We start from the raw sequence: 16789 nt of genomic DNA on the forward strand, positions 1-16789 counted from the left end.
ACCCATAAAATGCCTCCGCACCGAATGCAGAAATCATACCATCATTCAGATCAGCAAGGGAGTTTTCACACAGCCTCTCCGGAAAGCGGACTTAAGCGGTTCGCGGAAATCTCCGTATTCAAAAATACTTCGGCTTTGGCGCGCTCGAACAGGCCGAATCGTCAGGCCAATTCAAAGAACAAGCGCCAGCAGCCCCACACACAGTCCACCGACACCCGCTCCGATCAGGGCCGGGGCAAGCCATCCCCATGAGGCGCGTTTCTGCGTTTCGCCGCCTTGCACCTGGGCAATCAGGGCGCGCTCCACCAGCGCTGGCAGGCGGGGGCCGAAGCGGGCCATGACCTGTGCGGTGCTGATCAGGTCCGAGGCCACGGCACGCGGGCCGATGGATTTCTTGATGTAATCCTCGACCACGGGGCGGGCGGCTTCCCAGATGTTGATATGGGGATCCAGCGAGCGCGCGACGCCTTCGACCACCACCATGGTGCGCTGCAACAGGATCAGCTCGGTCCGCGTTTCCATGCCAAAGCGTTCTGTCACCTCGAACAGGTAATTCAGCAGCCGCCCCATCGAGATATGGCTGGCGTCCATGCCAAAGATCGGCTCCCCTACCGCGCGCAGGGCGCGGGCGAATTCGTCCACATCACGGTTGGCGGGCACATATCCGGCCTCGAAATGCACCTCGGCCACGCGTTTGTAATCGCGGCGGATGAAGCCGAACAGGATCTCGGCATAGACCCGGCGGGTGTATTCGTCGATATGGCCCATGATCCCGAAATCATAGGCGATGATGTCGCCATTGGCGGCGACCTTGAGGTTGCCCTGATGCATGTCCGCGTGGAAATAGCCATCACGCAGGGCGTGGCGCAGGAACAGGGTCAGCACCCGCGCGCCGAGTTCCTGGCGGTTGTGGCCTGCGGCATCGATGGCGTCATTGTCGCCCAGTGGCACCCCGTCGGCCCAGCCCAGCGTCATCACCCGGCGCGCCGAATGGTTCCACTGCACCTGCGGCAGGGTGAAGCCTTCGTCCTGGCCGGTATTGGCGGCAAATTCCGAGGCGGCGGCGCTTTCCAGGCGCAGGTCCAACTCGCCCTGAACGACGCCGTCGAAATGTTCGATCACGTCGATGGGGCGCAGGCGCCGTGCGCCGGGGGCAAAAAGATCCACGATCCGGGCCGCGAAATAGAAGGCATCCACGTCCTTCTTGAAGGCGCGCTCAATGCCGGGGCGCAGCACCTTTACGGCGACATATTCGCCGGTATCGGCAAGGCGTGCCCGGTGCACCTGCGCGATGGAGGCCGCGGCGATGGGTTCGCTGAATTCCGAGAAGATTTCGTCCACCGGGCGACCCAACTCCTTTGCCACTTCTGCCATGGCGGCTTCGCGCGGGAAGGGGGGCAGCTTGTCCTGCAGCACGCGCAGCTGCTGGGCCAGATCGTCGCCCACCACATCGGGGCGGGTGGACAGCACCTGTCCGAACTTGATGTAGGCTGGTCCCAGCGCGGTGAGGGCGCGGGTGGCGGGCGGCATCTTGGGGTCGCCCTTGTAGCCCAGCCATTTGAACGGCCAGCCAAGGGTATGGGCCAGAATGCGCAGGGATTTGGGGGCCTCGAAGGCATCCAGCACCACGTTCATGGCGCCGGTGCGCTCCAGCGTGGCGCCGGTGCGGATCAGGCGGATGATGTTATGGGGGCCGCGCATGGCTCAGATCTTCCAGCCGGAGTGCAGCGCCGCGATGCCCATCGACAGGTTGCGATACTTGGCATTGGCAAAGCCTGCGTCCTTTACCATCTGCAGGAAGGTCTCCTGATCGGGGAACTTGCGGATCGATTCCACCAGATACTGGTAGCTGTCATAGTCATTGGCGATCAGCTTGCCCATGCGCGGGATCACGTTGAAACTGTAAAGGTCATAGAGCTTCTGCATCCCGTCGTTCGGGAGCTGTGAGAACTCCAGCACCATCAGCCGGCCACCCGGTTTCAGCACGCGGTAGGCCTCTTCCAGCGCCTTTTGCGGGCGGGTGACGTTCCGAATGCCAAAGGAGATCGTGTAGACGTCGAAGGTATTGTCCTTGAACGGCAGCGCCATGGCATCGCCGGTGACCCAATCCAGGCTGTCGGCCATCTGGGCGGCTTCGGCGCGCAGGCGGCCTTCTTCCAGCATCGGCCGGGTCAGGTCCAGCACGGTCGAATGGCCGGATCCGGCACGTTTCAGGAACCGAAAGGAGATATCGCCGGTGCCGCCCGCCACATCCAGAAGGCGCTGACCGGGGCGCGGCGCCAGCCAGTCCATCATCGCATCTTTCCAGATGCGGTGGATGCCGACGCTCATCACATCGTTCATCACGTCGTATTTCGAGGCAACAGAGTTGAATACACCCTGCACGCGACCCGCCTTTTCCCGCTCGGGAACGGTTTCGAACCCGAAATGGGTGGTTCTATCCTGTGTATCGCTCATGCGGCTTGCCGTTTTCGTTGCTTCGCCCCAGTTATAGGGCGCTTAAGGGTGGGCACAATGCGGCCCATGGGCCAAACATGCGTCTATAGGGTGTCAGGAGCGATGTAATGCCAGAATTGCCAGAGGTCGAGACGGTACGCCGCGGTTTGGTGCCTGCGATGGAGGGCGCGGTGATCGCGCGGGCCGCGGTGAACCGGCCGGATCTGCGCTGGCCCTTCCCCGATCGCATGGCCGAGCGGCTGAGCGGCGCGCGGGTCAATGCGCTCAGGCGGCGGTCGAAATACATCCTGGCGGATCTCGATACGGGGGAAACCCTGCTGGTGCATCTTGGCATGTCGGGGCGGATGACGGTCTCGGGCGATCCCCTGGGGCAGTTCGTGCACGACCACCCGCAGGCACAGAAACATGACCATGTGGTGCTGGACATGGACAATGGCGCCCGCATCACCTTCAACGACCCGCGCCGCTTCGGGGCGATGGATCTCTTGGAGACGGCGACGGCCGAACAGCACAAGCTCTTATCGGTGCTGGGGCCGGAACCCCTGGGCAACGATTTCCACGAAGACCACCTGATCGCCGCCTTCAAGGGGCGCAACACGCCGGTGAAATCGGCGCTGCTGGATCAGGGAATCATCGCGGGTCTTGGCAATATCTACGTCTGCGAGGCCCTGTTCCGGGCCGGGATTTCGCCCAAAAGGAAGGCAGGGCAGATTGCCGCGCCACGGGTGGCTGCTTTGGTGCCGATCATCCGCACCGTGCTGGAGGATGCCATCCGGGCAGGCGGCTCCTCGCTCAAGGATTTTCGCCAAGCCAATGGAGAACTTGGATATTTCCAGCACACATTTGATGCCTACGGCCGCGAGGGGGAGCCGTGCAGGCGCGAGGGATGCAACGGAACCATTGCGAGAATCACCCAATCGGGGCGATCGTCTTTCTACTGTGGCAAGTGCCAAAGATAGCTTGAACGAGATGTGTCTCGTGATAATGACTCGTTTCTGAACGGAACAACTGAAAGCGATACCCATGGCCTATGAGACGATCAACGTCGAAGTGAAGGACCACGTTTGCCTCATCAAGCTGAACCGACCCGAAGCGTTGAACGCGCTCAATCAAGAGCTGCTGACCGAACTCTGCGCCGCCCTGGATGAAGCCGACGCCAGCGACAAGGTGCGCTGCATCGTTCTGACCGGATCCGAAAAGGCATTTGCCGCGGGCGCCGACATCAAGGAGATGTCGGAGATGAGCTTCACTGAGGTGTTCTCGACCAATCTCTTCGCCTTCGTGAATGATCGCATCGAGGCCATCCGCAAGCCGATCATCGCGGCCGTGTCCGGCTATGCGTTGGGCGGTGGTTGCGAGTTGGCGATGCTCTGCGATTTCATCATCGCGGCGGATAGCGCCAAGTTCGGCCAGCCCGAGATCAATCTGGGCGTCATCGCCGGGATCGGCGGCACCCAGCGTCTGACCCGTTTCGTGGGCAAATCCAAATCCATGGACATGAACCTCACCGGTCGCTTCATGAGCGCCGAAGAGGCTGAGCGCGCCGGGCTGGTGTCGCGCGTGGTTCCGGCCAAGAAGCTGATGGAAGAGGCCATGGGCGCGGCGCAGAAGATCGCCGAGAAATCCCTGCTGACCGCGATGGCCGTCAAGGAAACCGTGAACCGCTCTTACGAGATGCCGCTGAGCGAAGGCATGCTGTTTGAGCGTCGGGTGTTTCACTCGATGTTTGCCACCGAAGACCAGAAGGAAGGCATGGCCGCCTTCCTGGAAAAGCGCGAAGCGCAGTTCCGCGACAAGTAATCCGCACGCGGGCATATCGAATAGGAAAGGGCAGGCCGGACCTGCCCTTTTTCGTGACGGGATGCCGTTTCCATTGGCCTTGCCAAGGAGGAGCCATCTCTGTATAGACCGCCGTCATACATGCGCGTGCAGCCCGCCTAGGCTAGAATCACACCGGTGAACTGATCCGGGTCCGGCTGGCATTGCGCCCATTGAACAACACGAACCCGATACAAAGGTCAGACATCATGGCAAATTCGCCCCAGGCAAAAAAGCGCGCCCGTCAGAACGAGAAACGCTTTGCCGTCAACAAAGCCCGTCGTTCGCGCATCCGCACCTTCCTGCGTAAAGTCGAAGAAGCAATCGCATCCGGCGACAAGGAAGCCGCAACCGCAGCCCTGCGCGCCGCTCAGCCGGAACTGATGCGCGGTGTGACCAAAGGCGTTTACCACAAGAACACCGCCTCGCGCAAAATCTCGCGCCTGGCGGCCCGCGTCAAAGCGCTGGGCTGATTCTTAAGAATATTGGGAATTTCCCGCTTTGGGTTTCCTGCAAAGGCGTCGCGTTTCGCGGCGCCTTTCTTTTTTGATCTCATGTTGAGCCAGTGCTGCAGTTGCGAGAGATTCTTTGCGATGAAAGCGCGAGTCAATATCATAGTTTCGTTGCCGCTTCCCCTCACAAGTTGCTATCACTGTTTCAGCGATTCACTCGCTGGGGGACAGGCTGCTCGCGATGATCTTAACGGGCATTAAGATCATTCCTGAGTGTTCGGAAAACTGCGCCAAATGGCAGCGTGATCCGATCCTAGAGCTGTGCCGGATAGTCCGGCACGTAGTCCTGTTTTGACATTGGTGCATATCGACTAAACGCGTGTGGTGCGGCGGTCGAAGGATGTTGCGTTGCGACGCGATCTCTACCGCCCGCTTCGGGTTCTGCGGCTGGTTCTGCTGGTACGCACCAATATGCCTGTGTGTGAACGTGCCTCCTAAAAGGGGGCTTGATGAAATGATAGGTCGAACAAGGGCCGCTGCTATTGGGGATGCACGAGGCGCAGCATGACGGAAGAAAAATGGGGACAGCTCAGAAAACGACTGCTCAAGACGGTCGGCCAAAACAACTTCACCACCTGGATCGAACCGCTTGAATTCAGCGTTGTCGAGGAAGGTGTCGCGGTATTCCATGTGCCGACAAATTTCATGGGAAATTACGTCAGCCAGAACTTTGCCGATCTTATCCTGCATGAGCTGACCCTGTCAGGGGAACCGGTGCAGCGGCTTGCCTTCAAGGTGCCTGCCAATTCGCCCGTGCGCCCGGTTCGCCAGGTCGAACACGTGGCCGAACCCTTTGCGGAACTGGCCGACAGGGATGAGGCAGTAGAGCAGGGCGCGGCTGCGCGTGCTGCTTCCGATGCGCCTGCGATGGTGTCGCCTTCTGCTGGTTCGCGCGACGGGTCGGATATGATCCAGGCTGCACCGCTGGACCCGCGCTTCACCTTTGACAGCTTTGTGGTCGGCAAGCCGAACGAACTGGCCCATGCCGCCGCGCGGCGCGTGGCCGAAGGCGGCCCGGTCACCTTCAACCCGCTGGTGCTGTATGGCGGTGTCGGCCTGGGTAAGACCCACCTAATGCATGCCATCGCCTGGGAGTTGAAAGAGCAGAATCCGCATCTGAACGTGCTGTACCTGTCGGCGGAACAGTTCATGTACCGCTTCGTGCAGGCCCTGCGCGAGCGCAAGATGATGGACTTCAAGCACCTGTTCCGTTCGGTCGATGTGCTGATGGTGGATGACGTCCAGTTCATCGCCGGCAAGGACTCCACACAGGAAGAATTCTTCCACACCTTCAACGCCTTGGTGGATCAGAACAAGCAGATCATCATCTCTGCGGATCGCGCTCCGGGTGAAATCAAGGATCTCGAGGACCGGGTGAAATCACGCCTGCAGTGCGGTCTGGTGGTCGATCTGCACCCCACCGATTACGAGCTGCGTCTCGGCATCCTGCAGACCAAGGTGCAGCAGCACCGCGAAACCTATCCCGATCTGGAAATCGCCGATGGCGTGCTGGAATTCCTGGCCCATCGCATTTCCACCAACGTGCGCGTTCTCGAAGGCGCCCTGACGCGGCTCTTTGCCTTCGCCTCGCTCGTGGGGCGCGAGATCGACATGGATCTGACCCAGGATTGTCTGGCGGATGTTCTGCGTGCCTCCGAGCGCAAGATCACCGTCGAGGAGATCCAGCGCAAGGTATCGGAATACTACAACATCCGCATGTCCGACATCATCGGCCCGAAACGCCTGCGCTCCTATGCGCGTCCGCGTCAGGTGGCGATGTATCTGTGCAAGCAGCTGACCAGCCGATCGCTGCCGGAAATCGGCCGCCGGTTCGGCGGGCGTGACCACACCACCGTTATGCATGGTGTCAAGCGGATCGAAGAGCTAAAGACCACCGACGGGCAGATCGCCGAGGACGTGGAAATGCTGCGCCGGGCGCTGGAAGCGTAAGCCTCTGCAGCATTGGAAACAGCGATAAGGCCTCGGATCGACCGGGGCCTTTTTGCATGCGCGGGGCAATCTTCGCGTGTCTGCAGGCAACGCTGCCCCCCGTTTTGCGGCGCTTGGGCCAATGGCCCCTTGACGCTACCGGCTTTCCCTTGGAGAACTCGATAAAAAGCCTTGTATGGCAGGGGTAACACGCTAATTTGCTGGTCCCGGCCATTGCCTGAGGCAAGACAAAGAGGACAAGGGACATGAAGATCAGCATCGAACGTGGCACGCTTCTCAAGGCTGTGGCGCAGGCACAGTCGGTTGTGGAGCGTCGCAACACCATTCCGATCCTCGCCAATGTGCTGATCGAGGCTGAGGGTGACACCGCCCAGTTCCGCGCCACGGACCTTGATATCGAAGTCGTGGATAAAGCCCCCGCGCAGGTGGAACGTGCCGGCGCCACCACGGTTGCCGCCACCACCCTGCATGAAATCGTGCGCAAGCTGCCCGATGGCGCGCTGGTCACGCTGACCGCCGATGCCGCAACTGGCCGCCTGACGGTCGAGGCGGGCCGCTCGAACTTCTCGCTGGCGACCCTGCCGCGCGAGGATTTCCCGGTGATGGCCTCCTCCGAGTATCACTCGAATTTCACCGCCAATGCAGCCATGCTGCGGCGCCTGTTCGACAAGTCGAAATTTGCGATTTCGACCGAGGAAACCCGCTATTACCTCAACGGTGTCTACATGCATGTGGCCGACAGCCCCGAGGGCGGCAAGGCGCTGCGCTGTGTGGCGACCGACGGTCACCGCCTGGCGCGGATCGATGCGCCGCTGCCGATGGGCGCCGAGGATATGCCGGGCGTGATCGTGCCGCGCAAGACCGTGGGCGAGCTGCGCAAGCTGCTGGACGATGACGAGATGGACATCGCGGTCTCGGTCTCGGAAACCAAGGTGCGCTTTGCCACGCCGAATATCACCCTCACCTCCAAGGTGATCGACGGCACCTTCCCCGACTACACACGCGTCATTCCCATGGGCAACACCCGCCGCCTGGAAGTGGATGCGGCAGAATTCGCCAAGGCGGTGGACCGGGTTGCAACCGTGTCCTCGGAACGTTCGCGCGCGGTGAAGCTGCAGCTGGAAGAAGACCGTCTGACCCTGTCGGTCAACGCGCCCGACAGCGGTGCCGCCGAGGAAGAGCTGGCCGTGGCCTATAGTGATGAACGTCTCGAGATCGGCTTTAACGCCAAGTATCTCTTGGAGATCGCCAGCCAGGTGGACCGTGAAAACGCTGTCTTCATGTTCAACTCCTCCGGCGATCCGACCCTGATGCGTGAAGGCAGTGACGAAAGCGCCGTCTATGTCGTCATGCCGATGCGGGTCTGACGCGCGCAGCGACTCACTCAACACCAGGAAAGGGGCGCCCTAAGTGCTTGCCCTGACAGAGTTGACCATGTCCCACTTCCGCTCGCATCTGCGGGCGGAATTGCATTTGGACGGGCGGCCGGTGGCGCTGTTCGGTCCCAATGGGGCGGGCAAGACCAATATCCTGGAGGCGGTGTCGCTATTTTCCCCGGGTCGTGGCCTGCGCCGTGCCAGTGCCGCCGAGATGACCCGCCGCCCCGAGGCGCTGGGGTGGAAGCTGAAGGCGGTGCTGCGGGCGCCGGATCAGGCCTATGAGGTGGAAACCTGGTCCGAGGGCGGCAATGCCCGGCAGGTCAGGATCGACAACAAGGCTTCCAATCAGATCGTGCTGGGGCAGATCTGCCGGGTGGTCTGGCTGATCCCGGCGATGGACCGGCTCTGGATCGAGGCGGCGGAGGGGCGCCGCCGGTTTCTGGACCGCATCGTGCTCAGCTTTGATCCCGGCCATGCCGAGGCGACGCTCTCTTACGAAAAGGCGATGCGCGAACGCAACCGCCTGCTAAAGGATCAGAACCGCGATCCGGCCTGGTACAAGGTGCTGGAGCGCCAGATGGCCGAGGCAGGACACCGGATCAATGCGGCCCGTATCGCCGCGGTCGGATTGCTACAAGAGGCGCAGGGACAGGCCGAAACCGCCTTTCCCGTGGCAGAACTGGAGCTGATCCAGAGCGAAGGCAGCATGCCCGATACCGAGGATGACCTGCGCGAGGCACTGGCGGAAAGCCGGTTCCGCGATCTGGCGGCGGGGCGCACGCTGGTTGGGCCGCATCGCACCGATCTGATCGGCACCTATGCCGCCAAGGGGGTTCCGGCCCGCGATTGTTCCACCGGCGAGCAGAAGGCGCTGCTGGTCTCGTTGATCCTGGCCAATGCCCGTGCCCTGTCCGCCCGCGAGGGGGCGCCGCCCATCGTGCTGCTGGACGAGGTCGCCGCCCATCTGGATGCTGCCCGCCGCGCGGCCCTTTACGACGAGATCTGCGCCCTTGGCGCACAGGCCTGGATGACCGGCACCGAGGCAGAGCTGTTTGCAGAGATGGATGCCCGCGCCCAGATGTTTGAAATCACCGATACGGGCGATGGCTCGGTCATCGAGAGCCGCTCATGAGCCTCACGCCCTGGGATCTGGTGCTTTATGCAGGCGCGCTGTTCGTGCTGTTTCTGACGCCGGGACCGGTCTGGCTTGCGCTATTGGCGCGGGCGGTGTCGGGCGGTTTTCACGCGGCGTGGCCGCTGGCGCTGGGGGTGGCCTGTGGCGATATCCTATGGCCGCTGGTGGCGGTGGCGGGCATGTCCTGGCTGGTCTCGGAATTTGCAGGGATCATGACCGCGCTGCGCTGGATTGCCTGCCTGATGTTTCTGTTCATGGGGATCACCCTGATCCGGCACGCGGGCGTGCGTATCCGGGAGAACAGCGCCCTGTTGCGGCCTGGCACCTGGGCGGGCTTCATGGCCGGGATCGCGGTGATCCTGGGCAATCCCAAGGCGATCCTGTTCTACATGGGGCTGTTGCCGGGGTTCTTTGATCTTTCGGCGGTCACCTGGATCGATGTGCTGGCGATTGTCACCCTGTCGTTCATGGTGCCGCTAATTGGCAACCTGGCGCTGGCCGCACTGGTACATCGTGTGCGCGCGCTTCTGTCGTCGCCCCGGGCGCTCAAACGCGTCAATACGATCTCTGGCGTCTTGCTGATCTGTGTCGGGCTGATCATCCCCTTCTCGTGACGGCGGCGATCAGGCAGGGGGTGCCAGCCAGGCATCAAGGAACGGTCGCAATGCCTCAAGCGGGGTCGCGGTGTTGGGGCTGGACATGCAGAACCAGATGGCGATCACCTGATTGAGGAAGGCCTGAATGCCCTCGGCGAGGAAATCTGGCGCACAATCGCGGCGCACCTCTCCGGCCTTTTGCAGTGCCTCGATCCATGCCGCCCAGATCCCGATCTGCCGGTAGAAGCTTTCGGTGATGACCTCATCCGTTTCGGTGCCGGTCGAGCCCGAATAGCGCAGCAAGAGGTCAAAAATCACCCGATCGCCGGCGACATAGTCCAGAAGCGGCGCAAGTCGCTGCAACAGCGCTTCGCGGCTGTCCGGGGTGCCTTCCGCCTCCATTTCGTCGAGAAAGCGCATCACCTCGGCGCCGATCAGAACCGCGAGCAACCCGTCCTTGTCACGGAAGTGGGAGAACAAGGTCCCCTTGGCCACGCCTGCACGTTTCACCACGTCTTCGACCTTGAGACCGCTGTAGCCTTCTGAGGCGACCAGAGCTGAGGTGACCTCCAGGAGTTTGGCGCGGGTTTCGAGGCGTCGTTTCTGCGGTTGTCGTGACATCAGCCGTCCTTGCAAAATTATTTTGACCTCGGTCAATTTAAATATTGACCAGGGTCATTTTGTGAGTCATTAAAGTGACCAGGGTCAATTTAGTTGTAGGAAGCGTCAAATGTCCACCAAGAAAATCATCATCCTGAACGGTCACCCCGGCGACAGCTCGCTGTCGAAATCCCTGTGCGATGCCTATGCGTCCTCGGCAAAGGCCAAGGGTCACGCGGTGCGCTATCACGATATCTCTGCCATGGATTTTGACATGGACTACGGGCAGGGCGGTTACAGCAATCCCAAGCCGCTGGAGCCCGATCTGGAGGCCTTCCTTGCAGATCTGGAGTGGGCCGATCATGTGGTGGTGGCGACGCCGTTGTGGTGGGGCGCGATCCCGGCAAAGCTGAAGGGCATCTTTGATCGTGCCCTTTTGCCCGGGCGGACCTTTGACACCCGAAACCCCAATATGTTCGGTGTTCCGGCACCCATGCTGACCGGCAAGACGGCCCGCGTGCTGCTCACCTCGGATACGCCGCCGCTGTTGCTGCGACTGATGTACAGCAATGCGATCAAGAAGATCATCAGCCGCCAGATCCTGGGTTTTGTAGGGGTGAAGCCCACCCGGTTCTCCTCCTTTGCACCGGCCACGGATGCGGGCGGCAAGAAGGTTGAAGGCTGGTTGCAAAAAGTCGCCGGTCTGGGTGCAAAAGCGGCTTGAATCGTCAAAGAAAAAAAGGCGCCCGCGCGTGACATTCCCCCCCGGACTGCGTATAAAATCCGAAAGCAAAAACAGGAACGCGCGAATGTCCGGAAACGAGCACGCCCCCAACGAATATGGTGCGGATTCCATCAAGGTTCTCAAAGGCTTGGAGGCGGTTCGCAAGCGCCCCGGCATGTATATCGGGGATACCGATGATGGATCTGGCCTGCACCATATGGTCTATGAGGTCGTCGATAACGGCATCGACGAGGCGCTGGCGGGCCATGCCGATGCCGTGACCGTGAAAATCCACCCGGATTCCAGCGTCTCTGTCAGCGACAACGGGCGCGGAATTCCGGTCGACATCCACCCCGAAGAAGGCGTCTCGGCGGCCGAGGTCATCATGACCCAGCTGCACGCGGGCGGCAAATTCGACAGCAACTCCTACAAGGTGTCCGGCGGTTTGCACGGGGTGGGGGTTTCCGTTGTGAACGCCCTGTCCGACTGGCTGGAACTGCGCATCTGGCGCAACGGCAAGGAACATATCGCCCGGTTCGAGCGTGGCGACACGGCGAAACATCTGGAGGTCGTGGGCGATTGCGGCGATCGCACCGGTACCGAAGTGCGCTTCCTGGCCTCGACCGACACCTTTTCCAACCTCGAGTATTCATTCGAAACGCTGGAAAAACGCCTGCGGGAACTGGCTTTCCTGAATTCCGGCGTGCGGATCATCCTGGTCGATGAGCGTCCGGCAGAACGGCTTGAGACCGAGCTGTTCTACGAGGGCGGCGTCAAGGAGTTCGTCAAGTATCTCGACCGTTCCAAAAGCCCGGTCATGGATGCGCCGATCTACATCACCGGCGAAAAGGACGATATCGGGGTCGAGGTGGCGATGTGGTGGAACGACAGCTACCACGAAACCGTACTGCCCTTTACCAACAACATTCCCCAGCGCGATGGCGGCACCCATGTGGCGGGCTTCCGCGGGGCGTTGACGCGGACCATCAACAACTACGCGCAGTCTTCGGGCATCGCCAAGAAAGAGAAGGTCTCCTTCACCGGGGATGATGCGCGCGAAGGCCTGACCTGCGTGCTTTCGGTCAAGGTGCCGGATCCGAAGTTCTCCTCCCAGACCAAGGACAAGCTGGTCTCCTCCGAGGTGCGCCCGGTGGTGGAAAGCCTGGTGAACGAGAAACTGGCCGAATGGTTCGAGGAAAACCCGAACCAGGCCAAAGAAATCGTCGGCAAGATCATCGAGGCCGCCCTGGCCCGCGAGGCCGCCCGCAAGGCGCGCGAACTGACCCGGCGCAAGACGGCGATGGATGTGAACTTCCTGGCCGGTAAGCTGAAGGACTGCTCGGAAAAGGATCCTTCCAAGACCGAAGTCTTCCTGGTGGAGGGTGACTCGGCGGGCGGGTCCGCGCAGACCGGCCGTGACCGCCAAACCCAGGCCATCCTGCCCCTGCGCGGCAAGATCCTGAACGTGGAGCGCGCGCGCTTTGACCGGATGCTGGGAAGCCAGGAGATCGGCAACCTTGTGATGGCGCTTGGCACCGGCATTGGCCGGGATGAGTTCGACATCTCCAAGCTGCGCTACCACAAGATCGTCATCATGACAGATGCGGACGTGGATGGTGCGCATATCCGGACGCTGCTGCTCACCTTCTTCTACCGGCAGATGCCGGAACTGATCGAAGGCGGGTATCTCTACATCGCCCAGCCGCCGCTTTACAAAGTGGCGCGCGGCAAATCCGAGGTCTACCTGAAAGACCAGGCGGCGCTGGATGACTACCTGATCCATCAGGGCGTCGAAGGCGCGGTGCTGCGGCTGGGATCCGGTGAGGAAATCACTGGCCAGGATCTGACCCGCGTGGTCGATGAGGCGCGCCAGCTGAAACGTGTGCTGGATGCCTTCCCGACCCATTATCCCCGCCACATTCTGGAACAGGCGGCCGTGGCAGGCGCCTTTGTCCCCGGTGCGGTGGATGCGGATCTTCAAGGTGTTGCAGATCGCGTGGCCGCCCGTCTGGATCTGATCGCGCTGGAGTATGAACGCGGCTGGCAGGGTCGGATCACCCAGGATCACGGCATTCGCCTGGCCCGCATCCTGCGCGGCGTCGAAGAGGTGCGCACGCTGGATGGGCCGATGCTGCGTTCGGGCGAGGCACGCAAGACCGGCAGCTTCACCAAAAGCCTGCAGGACATCTACGGGCAGACCGCGACCTTGGTGCGCAAGGACCGCAGCCAGTTGATCCACGGGCCGCTGGGGCTCTTGCAGGCGATCTTGGAAGAGGGCGAAAAGGGCCTGTCGCTGCAGCGCTACAAGGGGCTGGGTGAAATGAACCCCGATCAGCTGTGGGAAACCACCCTGGACCCGGATGCCCGCACCCTGCTGCAGGTGCATGTGGATGACATGGCTGAAGCCGATGATCTGTTCACCAAGCTGATGGGCGACGTGGTCGAACCGCGCCGCGAATTCATCCAGAAGAACGCGCTGAGCGTCGAAAACCTCGACTTCTGAGCTGTTCTGGAGCTGCGCAGCCCCGGGTGTTTGATCTCGGGGTTGCGGAACCACGGTGTGGGCCTTGGTGGGGGCCTAAGTGGCTGGTGTTTCCCGGTGCCCTGCGGGTGCGCGCTGATCTGCCGTTCGAACGCCTTGGCCGAACGACTTTGGCCTGGCTGCGTTATCCGTGTCGGCGGCGGTTGGAACAGCTGCCAAAAGGTGGCGCAAAGGCTCTCGGGCAAGGATCAGGTGGTGTAGCTGGGGCTGCCTGTCCCCGGCGCTTCTGTTACGACAGATCCGGCAGACCGTTGATTTCCTTTTCAATGCTCAATTGCTGGGAAATCCAGGCCGCGAACATCTTGATCAGTTCCAAGTCGCTGTTTTCAAACGGTGCCCTTGTTTCGGATGAGGTGAAATTCACCGTTCCGAACAATGTGCCGTCCACGATCAGCGGCACCCCGATGTAGGTTTCCAGCACAAACAGACTGTAGCAGGGATGGGGGCCACATGCATTGTCTTGAGAAGAGTTGCAGGCAACCGGTCCGTTGGTTTCCAGCGCCCTGGCGCAACAGCAATCCGCAATCTTGAAAACGCTGCCACGTTCGATTTCGGCAATCTCAGAATGGCTGTATAGCACGGTATAGGTGTCGCCCCGCACCCAGCTCACCAGCGCGGAATCGGTCTGGAAATGGGCGCAGCCCATCTTCAGGATCTCATCGATCTTCTGTGCGGTATCCAGGCTTTGATCGGAAGAGACGCGATAGAGGTTCGCCAGCAGTTCCTCGAACGCGCGGGTTTTCGAAATGTCGCGGGTGATCCCGAAATAGCCCAGCACCTCCCCGTTGGCACCCCGCATCGGGCCGCCAGTGGTTTCGCCCAGAAACACCTTGCCGTTGGCCCGTAGGTAGTTGGCTTCGTAGTTGTGATCTGTCGCCGAGCCGGTCTTGTTGAAATGAGCGGTGCCGGCCTCCTGAAAGGCGTCTTTGTTCGGGTAGAGGATTTCGGTGCTCTGTCCAATCAGCTGATCGACCGTATAGCCAAACATGGCCAGTGCCGCATTGTTCGCCCAGACGATTTCGCGCTCCTCGTCGGCCACGATAACCGCCTCGGGCAGGTCGCGAAACAGACCGGGAATGGACACTCTTCCAAGTCTGATGTTGGCGGCTTCTTCCGGGCGGTTCTGTAGCTCGGTCGCGCTGTCAGGCATAAATGGCACCTCTATCAAAGGCAAAAACTAAACGCGCCACAATGGCGCCCTCTCCAGCGTTAGACCTAAATATGTCGTGTGCTGGCCTTCGTACGTCACTCAATGAAAGAAAATGAAAAAGAAGAGCGGAAAATGCAAGTTCAAATTTCCACCTTTAGGTGTCAAGGTGAAACTAAAATCCCCTTATTGGCGGAAGTTTCCGCAGGGGCAGCCTTGGGTGCTAAAGGGCTATTGCGCCGAGGTGATCTTCTCCCCGCGCGCGGGCGAGCTTCATCTGTTTCTGCCGTTCGCGGAAACGGGCCTTGTCTGCTTCGGATGTTTCGGAAATGCAAAGGTGGCAAGAGACACCTGCCTCGTATTCCTCTCGCAGCTTGTCTTCGGGCACAAGCGGGCGCCTGCATCCGTGGCACAGTTCGTGCGGACCTTCCTTCAGCCCATGTCCAACGGAGACGCGGTTGTCGAAGACAAAGCATTCCCCCTGCCAACTGCTGTCTTCCTGCGGCACCTCTTCAAGGTAGCGCAGGATCCCGCCCTTGAGGTGGTAGACCTCCGGAACGCCCTGCCCCAGAAGGTAGTTGGTCGATTTCTCGCAACGGATGCCGCCGGTGCAGAACATGGCGATACGCTTGTTGTGAAACCGCTCCTTGTTGGCTTCCCACCAGGCGGGGAATTCGCGGAAACTTTCGGTCTTGGGATCCACCGCGCCCTCAAAGGTGCCGATGGCCACCTCGTAGTCGTTGCGGGTGTCGATCACCACCACATCGTCGGCACGGATCAGGTCGTTCCAGTCCTCGGGTTCGACGTAGTTGCCGACGCGGGCCTTCGGGTCCACGTCCGGCTGGCCCATGGTGACGATCTCTTTTTTCAGGCGCACTTTCATGCGGCCAAAGGGAGCCTCCTCGGCAGTGGCCTCTTTCCATTCCAGCTCGCTGCATCCGGGCAGGTTGCGGATATGGGCCAGAACCGCATCGATCCCGGCGCGGGGGCCGGCGATCGTGCCGTTGATGCCTTCTCGCGCCAGCAGCAAAGATCCTTTGACATCCTGCGCGCGGCACAGCGCCAGCAGCGGCTCCCGCAGGGCGGCAGGGTCGGGGAATTGGGTGAAGTGATACAGGGCAGCGATCGTGTACATGGTCAGCCCTTTACACCAGGTTGGGAAATTCCCGCAAGGTCGCGCCTTGCGTCTTCCTGGCTTTGCTGCGCGCAAATTTGTCGCGCTGGGACCGTGACAACTCTGCCCGGCAGGCGCGTTCTTGTCATTGACCCCGCGACAGCTGCATCCTACCCGTTGAAAAGATGGAACAGGAGGTTCTTATGGCCACGGCCCTGATCGTAATTGATGTGCAAAACGATTTCTGTGCAGGCGGGGCGCTTGCCGTCCCAGGCGGAGAAGAGGTCGTGCAGCCGATCAACGCCATGATGGAGCACCACGATGCGGTGATCCTGACCCAGGACTGGCATCCGGCGGGGCATTCCTCTTTTGCGACAAGCCATCCGGGAAAGGCGCCCTTCGATCTTGTGGACATGGCCTATGGGGCGCAGGTGTTGTGGCCGGATCACTGCGTGCAGGGCACGACGGGCGCCGCCTTTCGCGATGATCTGCGACAGGATGGCGATCTCATCATCCGTAAGGGGTTTCGCGCCGCGGTGGACAGCTATTCGGCCTTTTTCGAGAATGACAAGGTGACCCCGACCGCGCTGGAAGGTTACCTGCGCAACCGGGGTATCACGGATCTGACCCTGGTTGGTTTGGCCACGGATTTCTGCGTCGCCTATTCGGCGCTGGATGCGGCGCAACTGGGGTTTGATGTGCGCGTTGATCTTGCCGCCTGTCGCGCGATCGACATGGATGGATCTCTGGCATCGGCATTGCAGCAGATGCAGGCCAAGGGTGTGAAACTGATTCAGGCCTGAGATTTAGTGTTT

The 16789-nt window shown here is 61.0% G+C and carries 15 protein-coding genes; 10 read left to right on the forward strand and 5 right to left on the reverse strand.

Annotation, left to right across the window (positions count from 1 at the left end; genetic code table 11):
- Nucleotides 1-171: 171 nt before the first annotated feature.
- Nucleotides 172-1701 carry a 2-polyprenylphenol 6-hydroxylase gene (gene ubiB, locus PXK07_RS08110; RefSeq protein WP_274847713.1) on the reverse strand — a complete coding sequence of 510 codons (1530 nt, stop codon included), beginning with the start codon at nucleotides 1699-1701 and terminating at the stop codon, nucleotides 172-174.
- Nucleotides 1702-1704: 3 nt separating this feature from the next.
- A complete protein-coding gene (ubiE, locus tag PXK07_RS08115; protein ID WP_274847714.1) occupies nucleotides 1705-2457 on the reverse strand; it encodes a bifunctional demethylmenaquinone methyltransferase/2-methoxy-6-polyprenyl-1,4-benzoquinol methylase UbiE in 753 nt (250 codons plus the stop codon).
- Between the two features lie 107 nt (nucleotides 2458-2564).
- On the opposite strand from ubiE, the gene mutM reads away from it, so the two are divergent.
- From mutM to PXK07_RS08150, 7 genes are all read left to right on the forward strand, one after another.
- Nucleotides 2565-3416 carry a bifunctional DNA-formamidopyrimidine glycosylase/DNA-(apurinic or apyrimidinic site) lyase gene (gene mutM, locus PXK07_RS08120; RefSeq protein WP_274847716.1) on the forward strand — a complete coding sequence of 284 codons (852 nt, stop codon included), beginning with the start codon at nucleotides 2565-2567 and terminating at the stop codon, nucleotides 3414-3416.
- A 64-nt stretch (nucleotides 3417-3480) separates the two neighbouring features.
- Nucleotides 3481-4257 (forward strand): enoyl-CoA hydratase, encoded by a 777-nt coding sequence (locus PXK07_RS08125; protein WP_274847717.1) that lies wholly within the window; start codon nucleotides 3481-3483, stop codon nucleotides 4255-4257.
- A gap of 227 nt (nucleotides 4258-4484) precedes the next feature.
- The gene (gene rpsT / locus PXK07_RS08130) at nucleotides 4485-4748 is read left to right on the forward strand and encodes a 30S ribosomal protein S20 (RefSeq protein WP_192964631.1); all 264 of its coding nucleotides are present in this window, start codon (nucleotides 4485-4487) and stop codon (nucleotides 4746-4748) included.
- A 543-nt stretch (nucleotides 4749-5291) separates the two neighbouring features.
- On the forward strand, nucleotides 5292-6737 hold the full coding sequence (gene dnaA / locus PXK07_RS08135; RefSeq protein ID WP_274847718.1) for a chromosomal replication initiator protein DnaA: 1446 nt from the start codon (nucleotides 5292-5294) through the stop codon (nucleotides 6735-6737).
- Between the two features lie 245 nt (nucleotides 6738-6982).
- Nucleotides 6983-8104 (forward strand): DNA polymerase III subunit beta, encoded by a 1122-nt coding sequence (gene dnaN, locus PXK07_RS08140; RefSeq protein WP_274847719.1) that lies wholly within the window; start codon nucleotides 6983-6985, stop codon nucleotides 8102-8104.
- 43 nt (nucleotides 8105-8147) lie between these two features.
- A complete protein-coding gene (gene recF, locus PXK07_RS08145) occupies nucleotides 8148-9248 on the forward strand; it encodes a DNA replication/repair protein RecF (protein WP_274847720.1) in 1101 nt (366 codons plus the stop codon).
- On the forward strand, nucleotides 9245-9865 hold the full coding sequence (locus tag PXK07_RS08150; protein ID WP_274847721.1) for a LysE family translocator: 621 nt from the start codon (nucleotides 9245-9247) through the stop codon (nucleotides 9863-9865). The genes recF and PXK07_RS08150 overlap by 4 nt, the downstream gene beginning before the upstream one ends.
- A gap of 9 nt (nucleotides 9866-9874) precedes the next feature.
- Here the strand turns inward: PXK07_RS08150 and PXK07_RS08155 are convergent, their stop codons facing one another.
- Nucleotides 9875-10468, reverse strand: coding sequence for a TetR/AcrR family transcriptional regulator (locus tag PXK07_RS08155; protein ID WP_274847722.1), 594 nt, complete (start codon nucleotides 10466-10468; stop codon nucleotides 9875-9877).
- A 109-nt stretch (nucleotides 10469-10577) separates the two neighbouring features.
- Here PXK07_RS08155 and PXK07_RS08160 point away from each other — a divergent pair, with 109 nt between their 5' ends.
- On the forward strand, nucleotides 10578-11171 hold the full coding sequence (locus PXK07_RS08160) for an NAD(P)H-dependent oxidoreductase (RefSeq protein ID WP_274847723.1): 594 nt from the start codon (nucleotides 10578-10580) through the stop codon (nucleotides 11169-11171).
- A gap of 85 nt (nucleotides 11172-11256) precedes the next feature.
- Nucleotides 11257-13674 (forward strand): DNA topoisomerase (ATP-hydrolyzing) subunit B, encoded by a 2418-nt coding sequence (gyrB, locus tag PXK07_RS08165; protein WP_274847724.1) that lies wholly within the window; start codon nucleotides 11257-11259, stop codon nucleotides 13672-13674.
- 268 nt (nucleotides 13675-13942) lie between these two features.
- On the opposite strand, the gene PXK07_RS08170 is transcribed toward gyrB, so the two are convergent.
- Complete coding sequence (locus tag PXK07_RS08170) at nucleotides 13943-14863, reverse strand: PAS domain S-box protein (protein WP_274847725.1); 921 nt, start codon at nucleotides 14861-14863, stop codon at nucleotides 13943-13945.
- Nucleotides 14864-15083: 220 nt separating this feature from the next.
- A complete protein-coding gene (trhO, locus tag PXK07_RS08175) occupies nucleotides 15084-15995 on the reverse strand; it encodes an oxygen-dependent tRNA uridine(34) hydroxylase TrhO (RefSeq protein ID WP_274847726.1) in 912 nt (303 codons plus the stop codon).
- A gap of 182 nt (nucleotides 15996-16177) precedes the next feature.
- On the opposite strand from trhO, the gene pncA reads away from it, so the two are divergent.
- Complete coding sequence (gene pncA / locus PXK07_RS08180) at nucleotides 16178-16777, forward strand: bifunctional nicotinamidase/pyrazinamidase (RefSeq protein WP_274847727.1); 600 nt, start codon at nucleotides 16178-16180, stop codon at nucleotides 16775-16777.
- The last annotated feature ends 12 nt before the right edge of the window (nucleotides 16778-16789 follow it).

The sequence above is a fragment of the Phaeobacter sp. QD34_24 genome (assembly GCF_028890115.1).
Classification (GTDB): Bacteria; Pseudomonadota; Alphaproteobacteria; order Rhodobacterales; family Rhodobacteraceae; genus Phycobacter.

What these genes read in the sequence shown, in the direction of transcription:
- ubiB (WP_274847713.1), bottom strand. Translation starts at nt 1,701, where the DNA reads ATGCGCGGCCCCCATAACATCATCCGCCTGATCCGCACCGGCGCCACG.
- dnaN (WP_274847719.1), top strand. Translation starts at nt 6,983, where the DNA reads ATGAAGATCAGCATCGAACGTGGCACGCTTCTCAAGGCTGTGGCGCAG.
- ubiE (WP_274847714.1), bottom strand. Translation starts at nt 2,457, where the DNA reads ATGAGCGATACACAGGATAGAACCACCCATTTCGGGTTCGAAACCGTT.
- PXK07_RS08125 (WP_274847717.1), top strand. Translation starts at nt 3,481, where the DNA reads ATGGCCTATGAGACGATCAACGTCGAAGTGAAGGACCACGTTTGCCTC.
- PXK07_RS08155 (WP_274847722.1), bottom strand. Translation starts at nt 10,468, where the DNA reads ATGTCACGACAACCGCAGAAACGACGCCTCGAAACCCGCGCCAAACTC.
- rpsT (WP_192964631.1), top strand. Translation starts at nt 4,485, where the DNA reads ATGGCAAATTCGCCCCAGGCAAAAAAGCGCGCCCGTCAGAACGAGAAA.
- gyrB (WP_274847724.1), top strand. Translation starts at nt 11,257, where the DNA reads ATGTCCGGAAACGAGCACGCCCCCAACGAATATGGTGCGGATTCCATC.
- PXK07_RS08150 (WP_274847721.1), top strand. Translation starts at nt 9,245, where the DNA reads ATGAGCCTCACGCCCTGGGATCTGGTGCTTTATGCAGGCGCGCTGTTC.
- trhO (WP_274847726.1), bottom strand. Translation starts at nt 15,995, where the DNA reads ATGTACACGATCGCTGCCCTGTATCACTTCACCCAATTCCCCGACCCT.
- PXK07_RS08170 (WP_274847725.1), bottom strand. Translation starts at nt 14,863, where the DNA reads ATGCCTGACAGCGCGACCGAGCTACAGAACCGCCCGGAAGAAGCCGCC.
- dnaA (WP_274847718.1), top strand. Translation starts at nt 5,292, where the DNA reads ATGACGGAAGAAAAATGGGGACAGCTCAGAAAACGACTGCTCAAGACG.
- pncA (WP_274847727.1), top strand. Translation starts at nt 16,178, where the DNA reads ATGGCCACGGCCCTGATCGTAATTGATGTGCAAAACGATTTCTGTGCA.
- PXK07_RS08160 (WP_274847723.1), top strand. Translation starts at nt 10,578, where the DNA reads ATGTCCACCAAGAAAATCATCATCCTGAACGGTCACCCCGGCGACAGC.
- mutM (WP_274847716.1), top strand. Translation starts at nt 2,565, where the DNA reads ATGCCAGAATTGCCAGAGGTCGAGACGGTACGCCGCGGTTTGGTGCCT.